Annotated in this window: 11 protein-coding genes and 2 rRNA genes; 5 read left to right on the forward strand and 8 right to left on the reverse strand. The window is 64.0% G+C overall.

Features of this window, described 5'->3' with window-relative positions; genetic code table 11:
* The 3 genes from Q8N40_RS26480 to Q8N40_RS26490 form a co-directional block, all read left to right on the forward strand.
* Positions 1-353 (forward strand): 23S ribosomal RNA (locus Q8N40_RS26480); the annotation flags it as partial.
* A 63-nt stretch (positions 354-416) separates the two neighbouring features.
* Positions 417-531 (forward strand): 5S ribosomal RNA (gene rrf / locus Q8N40_RS26485).
* Between the two features lie 203 nt (positions 532-734).
* Positions 735-1,346, forward strand: coding sequence for a hypothetical protein (locus Q8N40_RS26490; RefSeq protein WP_305713917.1), 612 nt, complete (start codon positions 735-737; stop codon positions 1,344-1,346).
* Positions 1,347-1,420: 74 nt separating this feature from the next.
* Here Q8N40_RS26490 and Q8N40_RS26495 read toward each other — a convergent pair whose 3' ends face one another.
* Positions 1,421-2,509, reverse strand: a complete 1,089-nt coding sequence (locus Q8N40_RS26495) for a TRAP transporter substrate-binding protein (protein WP_305713918.1) — start codon at positions 2,507-2,509, stop codon at positions 1,421-1,423.
* 356 nt (positions 2,510-2,865) lie between these two features.
* Here Q8N40_RS26495 and Q8N40_RS26500 point away from each other — a divergent pair, with 356 nt between their 5' ends.
* The gene (locus Q8N40_RS26500; RefSeq protein ID WP_305713919.1) at positions 2,866-3,951 is read left to right on the forward strand and encodes an NAD-dependent epimerase/dehydratase family protein; all 1,086 of its coding nucleotides are present in this window, start codon (positions 2,866-2,868) and stop codon (positions 3,949-3,951) included.
* On the opposite strand, the gene Q8N40_RS26505 is transcribed toward Q8N40_RS26500, so the two are convergent.
* From Q8N40_RS26505 to Q8N40_RS26535, 7 genes are all read right to left on the reverse strand, one after another.
* Positions 3,948-5,261, reverse strand: coding sequence for an NAD(P)H-dependent oxidoreductase (locus Q8N40_RS26505; RefSeq protein WP_305713920.1), 1,314 nt, complete (start codon positions 5,259-5,261; stop codon positions 3,948-3,950). The two genes, Q8N40_RS26500 and Q8N40_RS26505, sit on opposite strands and share 4 nt — an antisense overlap.
* 80 nt (positions 5,262-5,341) lie before the next feature.
* The gene (locus Q8N40_RS26510; RefSeq protein ID WP_305321319.1) at positions 5,342-6,142 is read right to left on the reverse strand and encodes a phytanoyl-CoA dioxygenase family protein; all 801 of its coding nucleotides are present in this window, start codon (positions 6,140-6,142) and stop codon (positions 5,342-5,344) included.
* Positions 6,143-6,277: 135 nt separating this feature from the next.
* On the reverse strand, positions 6,278-6,952 hold the full coding sequence (locus Q8N40_RS26515; RefSeq protein WP_305321320.1) for a GntR family transcriptional regulator: 675 nt from the start codon (positions 6,950-6,952) through the stop codon (positions 6,278-6,280).
* Between the two features lie 77 nt (positions 6,953-7,029).
* Positions 7,030-7,551, reverse strand: coding sequence for a GNAT family N-acetyltransferase (locus Q8N40_RS26520; protein ID WP_305713921.1), 522 nt, complete (start codon positions 7,549-7,551; stop codon positions 7,030-7,032).
* 51 nt (positions 7,552-7,602) lie between these two features.
* Positions 7,603-7,941: a hypothetical protein gene (locus tag Q8N40_RS26525; RefSeq protein WP_305713922.1), complete on the reverse strand. Its 339-nt coding sequence runs from the start codon at positions 7,939-7,941 to the stop codon at positions 7,603-7,605.
* 4 nt (positions 7,942-7,945) lie between these two features.
* Positions 7,946-8,518 (reverse strand): XRE family transcriptional regulator, encoded by a 573-nt coding sequence (locus Q8N40_RS26530; RefSeq protein WP_305321323.1) that lies wholly within the window; start codon positions 8,516-8,518, stop codon positions 7,946-7,948.
* A gap of 50 nt (positions 8,519-8,568) precedes the next feature.
* Complete coding sequence (locus Q8N40_RS26535) at positions 8,569-9,381, reverse strand: alpha/beta fold hydrolase (protein WP_305713923.1); 813 nt, start codon at positions 9,379-9,381, stop codon at positions 8,569-8,571.
* Between the two features lie 261 nt (positions 9,382-9,642).
* Here Q8N40_RS26535 and Q8N40_RS26540 point away from each other — a divergent pair.
* The coding region (locus Q8N40_RS26540) for a methylated-DNA--[protein]-cysteine S-methyltransferase (protein ID WP_305713924.1) at positions 9,643-10,000 on the forward strand (358 nt) is incomplete at its 3' end.

Here is a 10,000-nt window from a genome sequence, read left to right on the forward strand (position 1 = left end):
GGTCCCAAGGGTTCGGCTGTTCGCCGATTAAAGTGGTACGTGAGCTGGGTTCAGAACGTCGTGAGACAGTTCGGTCCCTATCTGCCGTGGGTGTTGGAATATTGAGAGGATTTGTCCCTAGTACGAGAGGACCGGGATGAACGTACCTCTGGTGGAGCAGTTGTCGCGCCAGCGGCAGTGCTGCATAGCTATGTACGGACGGGATAACCGCTGAAAGCATCTAAGCGGGAAACCCACCTCAAAACGAGTATTCCCTTGAGAACCGTGGTAGACCACCACGTTGATAGGCCGGGTGTGTAAGTGCGGCAACGCATGTAGCTTACCGGTACTAATCGTTCGATTGGCTTGATTGCTCTCATTTTCAGTGTCCATAAAAGACACCAGACAGCTTGCTTCGTATCTTTGTCCTTCGCCGGCCTGGTGGTTCTAGCGAGGAGCTTGAACCCGATCCCATCCCGAACTCGGCCGTTAAACTCCTCAGCGCCAATGGTACTATGGCTTAAGCCCTGGGAGAGTAGGTCGCTGCCAGGCCTGCAAAGGACAAGGAATTCCTCTCTACGTGTCATGATCGAACAAAACGCCGCTTCCCGACAGGGACGCGGCGTTTTTCGTTTGGCGTTGCTCGGTCGTCGCGGCGCAGCCGCGATGATTTTCGCAAACGATTATTGTCGCCGAATTGAACCGTCCCCTGACCAGCTCTGACCCATCAAGGCCGGCACAACCGAGGAGACCTCATGCCTGGATTCGTTCGCCCGATCGCCACCGCGGCAGGCATCGCCTGTCTCGCGGTCTCGATCGCCTTCCTGTCCGCCGGGGGCGCGCTGGCGCAGGCCAATCAGGCGCCGCCGAGCCAAGCCGCACCGGCTCCCGCACAGCAGGCCGCGCCACCGCCGGCGCAGGAAGCTCCGATCAAGCAGATCGCGCTTACTGAAAAGCAGGTCCAGGGCGTGCTTGCGGCGGCGAAGCAAATGGATCCGATCGTCGAGAAGCTGCCGGACGACGGCAAGCCGGATCCCGGGATCGCCACGCAGCTCGACGGCGTCGCCAAGAAGAACGGCTTTGCCTCCTACGACGACTACAACAACGTCATCGACAACATCAACATGCTGCTCGAGGGCTTCGACCCGGTGACGAAGAAGTATGTCGGCCCGGAAGCCGTGATCAAGGCAGAGATCGCCCACGTCCAGGCCGACCAGAAAATGCCGACCAAGGACAAGAAGGAAGTACTCGCCGATCTCAACGAGTTGCTGAAGTCTCCGGCGCCCGCGATCGAGCACAAGGGCAACATCGCCCTCGTTACGAAATATTACGACCGACTGAACGAAGCGCTGAGCGAAGAGGACTGACCGCCGCCCCCGGTCCAAAAAAAAGCCCCGGAGATTCCTCCGGGGCTTTCGCTTGTCTCACCGCTGCATGCGCCTCAGGAGCGCGTGCGCATTCGCATCATGAAGCTGTCGAAGCTCAGTTCAGCCACCTGCATCCAGGCCAGCGAATCGCTGCGGAACGCAGCCAGGCTGGTGTGCATCTTGTTGAAGTGAGGGTTTGTCTTCGACAGGTCCGCATAGATCTCGTTGGCGGCCTTGTAACAGGTCTCCAGCACTTCCTGCGGGAACGGCTTCAGGATCGCGCCCGATGCGATCAGCCGCTTCAGTGCCGGCGGGTTGACGTAGTCGTACTTGCCGGTGACCCAGGTGAACGTGTCGTGCGACGCCGCCGTGATCGCGGTCTGATAGTGCTTCGGCAGCGCGTTCCATTTTTCCAGGTTCATGATGTTGTGGCCCTGGCCCGTGCCTTCCCACCAGCCCGGATAGTAATAGTATTTCGCCACCTTCACGAAGCCTAGCTTCTCGTCGTCATAGGGGCCGACCCACTCGGCCGCGTCGATGGTGCCCTTCTCCAGCGCCGGGTAGATGTCGCCCGCCGCGATCTGCTGCGGCACGCCGCCGACCTTGGCGATGATGGTGCCCGCGAAGCCGCCGACACGGAATTTCAGGCCCTTGAGATCCTCGGTCGACTTGATTTCCTTGCGGAACCAGCCGCCCATCTGCGCGCCCGTGCTACCGGTCGGAACGCCGAAGCAATTGTATTCCTTCAGCAGGTCGTTGAGCATGTCCATGCCGCCGGCGAACAACATCCACGACATATGCTGCCGTGTGTTGAGCCCGAACGGCAGCGACGTGCCGAAGGTGAATGCCGGATTCTTGCCCCAATAATAATACAGCGCGGTGTTGCCCATCTCGACCGTGCCGTTCTGCACCGCGTCGAGAACCTGCAGCCCGCCCACGATCTCGCCTGCGGCGAACGGTTGAATCTGGAATCTGTTGTCGGTGAGGTCGGCCACGCGCTTGGTGAAGAACTCCACGCCGCCGTACAGCGTATCGAGCGACTTCGGCCAGCTGGCCGCCAGCCGCCACTTAATTTCGGGCATCGATTGTGCGATGGCAGGCGCGGCGACTGCGCTCGCGGCGAGACCAATACCGCCTGCCTTTAGAAATTCACGACGTTTCATGCGCTTCCTCCCTTGTTTTTGTGTTGCGTTATCGGCGAGGACAACGATCTTGAATGTCGTTTGTATCGCCGACGATCGACCTTGAAACTGGTACCTGAACCCGGATCCCGAAAACAAACTCCCTGACATGGGCGCGATCGAAACCTGAACATCCCGAACCGCGGGCAGGATGACCAATCGGTTCCAAGGAATCAAGGGCATAGCTCGAACTCTCCCGGACGACGCAGTTGCGAAGGGGCCCCGTACCGCTGCGCCTTGCAGCAAAGTGCACTTTTAACGGGCAGCGGCTCGCGGGCTGACGCATTCCGCCACGATCTGCTAGGGAGGACCGGGTAATCGCACCGGAGAATGTGTGAATGGCAAGCAAGAAAGTCGTGGTCGCGGGCGCCACGGGTCTGGTCGGAAGCGCCGCCTTGCGACATTTCAGCGCCGTCGGCGGATGCGAGGTCGTCGCGCTGTCGCGGAGGAAGCCGCGCCAGCTTCACGGCGCCCGTCACGTTGCGGTCGACCTGACCGACCCTGCGCAATGCCAGCACGCCGCCGCAGAGCTGCAGGGCGCGACCCACCTCGTCTACGCCGCGCTCTACGAGGCGCCGAACCTGGTCGATGGCTGGCGCGATCCCGGCCAGATCCGAACCAACGACGCGATGCTGCGCAACCTGATGGCGGCTCTCGAGCCGGCGGCGCCAACGCTCCGTCATGTGGCGCTGTTGCAGGGTACCAAGGCCTATGGCGTCCATGTGCGCCCGCTGAGCGTGCCGGCGCGGGAAGGCCGCTCGGAAATGTACGAGCAACCGAATTTCTACTGGGCTCAGGAGAAATTTTTGCGCGGACTGCAGCCGGGCAAAGCATGGTGCTGGAGCATTCTGCGGCCCGTCCTGATCGTCGGCTTGGCGATGGGCGGCGCCATGGACCTGATCCCGCCGCTCGGCGTCTATGCCGCCATGCTGCGCGAACAGGGCAGGGCGCTGGATTACCCGGCAGGAGCTGCGAGGGTGTCGCAGGCGGTCGACGTCGACCTGCTGGCGCGCGCCATTGCCTGGAGCGGCGAGGCGGAAGCGGCGCACAACCAAGCGTTCAACGTCACCAATGGCGACGTATTCACCTGGGAGAACGTCTGGCCCGCGATAGCGGAGGCGCTGGACATGAAGCCGGGCGCCGCCGTTCCGCTGTCGCTGGCGCAGACCTGGCCGCAATGGATCGCGCCATGGGAGGCGCTGCGGCGCAAGCACGACCTGATATCCCCCGGCCTCGAAGACTTCGTGGGCCTGTCGTTTCAATACGCCGACTACACCATGCGCTATGGCCAGACCGAACCGGGGCCGCCCGCGCTGGTCTCCACCGTGAAGATCAACCAGGCCGGTTTCACCGAGATGATGGACACCGAAGCCATGTTTCAGAAATGGTTCAGGCAGGCGCGGGCGAGCCGCTTGCTGCCCTAGGCTTTTGTTGCAAACGTCGCTTCCATCGCCTTGCGGGTCTTGATGGTGTCGTTGTTGGCATCGAACTCGACATCGCTCCAGCGCACTACTTCGCCGTGCGCGACGTCGTTCTTCAGCTTCAGGCGATGCGCGAGGCCAATCGGCAGCGCGTCGGCGGCCAGGCTTGCCGCCGCTGGCATCAGTTTGCCCCACACCGTGTAGCCGCCTTCGCCGTCGAGCATTTCGCCGGCGCGCAGATTGCGTTTCGCGATCGAGGCGACGTCGCCCTTGAAGCCATGCGGTTGCCCGGTCGGTTCGCCTCGCAGCGCCGCCGACAGGATCGAGATGTTCAGCTCAAGCCCGATCAAATGATACGGCTTGTACATCGCCGCATAGCGTCCTGATGCATCGGTCTTGAGGCCGTATTGCCTGAAACAGTCTGCGGCGTAGTCGTTCGGCGCTTCCAGCACCACATAGACGCCCCAGCGCAGGTCGCGAAACACCGGCCGGCCGTCGCGCTCCAGCGACGAAACCACTTCCACCACGCCGGACTTCTCCAGCACGCCGCCGGCCTCGCGCGGCCGCATCACATGCGGCAGGTCGTCGACGCCGCAGGGCGGGAACAGCAGGCCCCCGGTGGGTACGGCGAGCCCGGTGGCGTTGGCGATCGCCGCCATCTCAATGGCGGATTTGGTGCCGTCCAGAAACGAATTGAACATCTGCGGGTTCATGCCGGCCGATTGCGCCTCGCCTGCGGTCAGCCCGTAATGGCCCCAGACGCCTTCCGGCGTGACGTCGTGATAGGCCGGCAGATACTTGGTGCCCTTGCCCGCGGCGACGACGCGAAAGCCGGTGGCGCGGGCCCAGTCGACCATTTCGGCGGTCAACGCCGGCTGGTCGCCATAGGCCAGCGAATAGACCACGCCGGCCTTGCGCGCTTCCTCTGACAGCAGCGGCCCCGCCAGCACGTCGGCCTCGACATTGACCATGACGATATGCTTGCCGGCCGCAATCGCGGCGCGGGCATGCCGGATGCCGACGGCGGGATTGCCGGTCGCTTCCACGATGACCTCCATGGCGCCGCCGGCGATGGCGCGCGCGCCGTCGTCGGTGAAGGTGGTGGCGGCGATCCGCGCCTCGTCCCAGCCGACCGTGCGGCAGGCCTCGCGGGCGCGGTCGCGATCGATATCGATGATCAGCGGCACCTCCAGTCCCGGCGTGTGCGGCACCTGCGCCAGGAACATCGAGCCGAATTTGCCGGCGCCGATCAACGCAACGCGGATCGGTTTGCCGGCGGCGAGGCGGGCTTGGAGAAGGTGATGCAGGTTCATGGGAGATCTGATCCGGTGCGGGTGATGCCGTCATTCCGGGTTCGCTCGCTGGCGCGAGCGCCCCGGAATGAAGGTTTCTTCTACTCCGCCGCCTGCCGGTGCGCCCGGGCCAGGCGCAACAGCGCGTCGTCGTCCACGGTCTGGATCGGGGTAAAATCACGATGCGCGATGTATTCCGGCCGCGTCGGGGTGCGGATGTAGTTCGAAACCGCGTTCAGCGTGAGGTACACGATCTTGCGCGGATAGGGCGTGATGTTGCCGGCCGAGCCGTGCACCAGATTGCCGTGGAACATCAGCATACCGCCGGCCTTGCCGGTGGGAGCGACGATGCCGCCGTCCTTGACCAGCCGCGTGACGGTTTCCTCGTCCAGCGTCCACAGCGGATAGGAGGTGGTCTCAAGGTCATGCGAGGCCTTGAGGTCACCGGCGGTCTGGCTCTTTGGCACCAGCATCAGGGGGCCGTTGATCGGCATCACCTCGTCGAGGAAGATTGCGATGTTCATCGCGCGCGGCTGCGGCATGCCGTCGTCGCGCTTCCATGTGCCGTAATCCTGGTGCCATTGCCAGACGTCGCCGGTGAAGGCCGATTTGGCGTTGATCTTGTACTGGTGCATGTAGACCTTCTCGCCGAAGATCTGCTCCACCGGATCGATCATGCGCGGATGGGCGCCGAGCAACCCGAATGCCTCATTGTAGAGATGGGCGGCAAAGGCGGTACGCGGCGCGCCGCTCTTTTCGCGCCACACTTCGGGGCGCTTGGTGTCGTAGATGCCCTCGGCCTCGCGCGCCAGCAGCGCGACTTCCTCGGGGCTGAACAATTCGGGCAGGAACAGCCAGCCCTCGCGGTTGAAATCGTCGATCTGTTGCTGGGTCAGTTTCATCGGTTGCTCCCTTGGTTTTGCTTTCGTCTTTCCGGGGCGAGGCGTAGCCTCGAACCCGGAATCTCGAGATTCCCCGATGTGCAATTGCACATCTGAGGCTCTCGCTTCGCGCGCCCCGGAATGACGGCGCTTGCTCTACGCCGCTATCTCCGTCGCCTTCAGTCTCTCTTCCGTCATTCGCCCGGCGCCGATCGCATGCGCCAGCGCGGCGCCTTCCGCGGCTTTCGCGTTGCCGGACAGGATATGCGCGGCGATGGTTTCGTGTTCGCTCCAGGCGCTCTGGCGATAATCCAGTTCGGCCAGCACCGTCGCCATCGAGCGGCGCATATGCGGCCATTGCGGGCCGATCATTTCCTCGATCGCGGGATTGCCGGACAGCCGGTAGATCGCGCGGTGAAAGTCGACGTCGAGCGCGATCAGCCGCGCCAGCGGGGTTTTCCTGTCGGCCCCGCGCCCGGCCCGCAGCGCCGTCTCCAGATCCGCGCGTCCCGACGTGTCGGTTTTGACGCGCCCGGCGGCGAGTTTCGCGGCCAGCGCATCGATGGCGCCGCGCACCTCATAGAGCTGGCGAATCCGCACCGGATCGAGCTGGGTGACTTCAAAACCCTTGCGGCCGCTCTCGGCCACCAGCCCCTGCCGGTGCAGCAGATGCAGCGCGTGGCTGACAGGCTGGCGCGATACGCCGAGCTGTTCGGCCAGTTCGTTCTGCCGGATGCGGTGTCCCGGCGCTAGCGTGCGATCGACAATGCCGTCGAGAATCCGCGCATAGACCTGATCGATCAGGTTCGGGGTCGGGTCGAGCGGGGTCATGGGTGCGTCCGGCTTGGAATACGGAATTCCGTATTCGGAAATTAGCGGGAGTGCCCAACACCGTCAAGTCCGCCTGTTCAGCCCCCGATCCGCTTCCAGTAGAACAGTGCCCCGCTCAAGCCCCCATGCGGCTTGAAAGCGTAGTCGGGAATTTCTCCGGCCAGGGTAAATCCCAGTTTCTCGTACAGCCCCGACGCGCCGCCGTCGGTCGCGGTGTCCAGCACCAGCAGCGTTCGGTTGCGCCGGACCGCCAGTTGTTCGGCCGTCCGCATCAGGGCCGTGGCGATGCCGCGGCCGCGATGGCTGCGGCGGGTCATCATCTTGGCGATTTCGGCGCGATGCGGCTGATTGGGCGGACAGTCGAGCAGTAAGGTGACGGTGGCGGCGAGCACATCGCCGTCCCACGCGCCGAGAATGATCCGCTCTTCGCGGCCGGCCGCCGCCAGCGCGTCGTCCCAGAAGGCATCGGCCGCCTTCGCCTGCAGCGGATGCATGAAGCTGACCGATCCGCCATGCGCGACCGTCTCGATCAGGATCTCGCTCAGCCATTCGCGAATTTCAGGCGAGGACCTCAGTGCATTAATCTCGATCGCGGACATGATGGTCGGCCCCAAGGCAAAACGGATTGGTGAATCGGCGGTCGCGTTCGATCATGTGCGCTGCGCCGTTCGCGCCTGCCTGATCTCCGCAATTCTCTCGACGTCCTCGACCTGCAGGTGGCGGCCGCGTTCCAGAATCTCCAGGGTGTATTCCTGGTAGGTCAGCCCCAGCCGTTCGGCTTTCCGGATGCGGAACATCACGATGCCGGGCGAGGGGTTTTTCCAGGCCGCGCGGTGCGCCGCCTTCCAGTAGAAATAGTTTCCGATGCCGCCATTGCCCCATTCCGGCGTGTGCTCGGGCTCCAGCGGTGGCCCGCCATTATGGCCGGCGGGCGCGCTGGGTTCCTCGCGGGTATCGGGCGGTTCGCTCGAGGCTTTGGTCCCGTGCATCGCGCTAGCTCCGTGCGAGCGCGACGAGATAGGTGCAAGGGGATTTGGTCTCGTTGGCGAAGGTGGTCTCGGCAGGCGGGCCAAAACCGAGGCAGTCGCCGGCGGCCAGCACGCTGCGTTCGCCATTCTCGCTAATGACGAGTTCGCCGGACTGCACCCAGACCGCCTGGCGGATCCGCGCATAGGACGAGGCCGGCAGCACGACGCTTTTGCCGGCGGGCATTTCGACCTGGATGATTTCGACCGGATGGTCGGGCCGGCCGAACACCTGTTTGCGCGAATAGCCCGTCGCGGGATCGCGCCACACGGCCTGGTCGGCGGCGCGCGACAGCAGCGGCTGCGCGGCTTCGCCCTCGGCGCGCACCAGCAGGCCCGCCAGCGTCAGATCGAAGGCGCTGGACAGCCGCACCAGGATCACCGCGGTCGGACTCAATTCCTCGCGTTCGATCTTGCTGATGGTGGCCTTGGAGACGCCGGATCGCTCGGCCAGGTCGGCCTGCGACCAGCCGCGCGAGTCCCGCTCCAGCCGCAGCCGGCGCGCGATCCGGGTTCCGGTGTCGTCTACTATAATAGACATTTGTCTCTTATAGTAGATTAAACCTAGCGCGGCAAGGTATCCGGGCGCGGTCAATTCGCCGCCAGAAACTCCAGCACGATCTCGCAATATTTCTGCGGCGCCTGCTCGAACATCGGATGCGTGGTGCCAGGGATCATGGCCGTCGTGGAGCCCGCCACATGCGCCGCCAGCGCGCGCAGCACCTGCGGCAACGTGCCCCGGGTATTGCCGCCGCCGATAAACAAGGTTGGCGTCCTGATCGCCTCGGCATCGCTTCTGGAGAATGGCGGCCGGTTGTCGCGGACCTGGCCGATCAGTGTCATCGCGTTGTCGCGCAACAGCTGCTTTGGCGATGCCGGCAGCCGGTTCCAGGCGCCGGGCCCTTCCAGCGTGTCCAGGAAATACGCCAGCCCGCCGTCGATATCGCCTGCCACAATCTTTTCCGCCGATGCCGCGAACCGCGCCGCCAGCGGCGAGGGGCCGCCCTTGAAGGCGGGATCGAGTGTGGCGTCGAGCTCGCCGCCGGGTTCGGCCAGGATCAGTCTGCGCAACAAATCGGGCCGCCGCTGCGCCACCCGAAACGAAATGTGCCCGCCGCGCGAATGCCCCATCAGGTCGACCGGTTGGCTGTCGAGCTGCTCGATGAAGCCGATGACGTCGTCGACATGCTGCGCGATCGAGTAGGTGTCGCCGATGCCGTCCCAGTGCTCGGGAAAGAAGTGCCGCAGCGACACCGCGATGACGCGATGCTTCATCGTCAATGGCCCGAGCACCGCCGACCAGATTCGGAAATCGCACAGCGAGCCGTGCACGCAGACCAGCGGCGGGCCCCGGCCGACCTCGAGATAGGCCATGTCGTATCCGTTGACGCGAAGGGTTTGCATGGGGGACTCGCTGAGTGACTTAGCTATCGGGCAGGGCGCCCGGAGGTCATACGCGGGCATGACCCGCGTATCCATCCATCTGCGCCGACGAACATTCTTCAAGGAAGGTGGATCACCGGGTCAAGCCCGGTGATGACAAGCTTTCTGCGGGGACGGTGCCAAATTCCCCCGGAATCCGGGTGGATCGCAACAATCTCCAAGCCTATCTTTGCACTCGGCATCAAGCTCGGACATCGAAGCCACAGGATCCCGGAGTCAGCCATGACCGGCCACTCTTTTGCACTATTCGACACCTCAATCGGCCGCTGCGGTATCGTGTGGGGTGCGCGCGGCATCAATGGCGTGCAGCTGCCGATGGGCAGCGAGGACAAGACCCGCACCCGGATCCGCCAGAGCCATGGCGAGCTCGCCGAGGCGCCGCCGCCGGCCGAGGTGCAGCGCGCGATCGACGGCATCGTTGAACTGCTCACGGGCAAGCCGAACGATCTTGCCGATGTCGTGCTCGATCTCGACGGCGTTCCCGAATTCAACCGCGGCGTCTACGACATCGCCCGCCGCATCCCGCCGGGCCAGACGCTGACTTACGGCGATATCGCCAAGAAACTTGGCGGCGTCGAGC

Source organism: Bradyrhizobium sp. (genome assembly GCF_030693485.1).
In the GTDB taxonomy this organism is placed as follows: Bacteria; Pseudomonadota; Alphaproteobacteria; order Rhizobiales; family Xanthobacteraceae; genus Bradyrhizobium.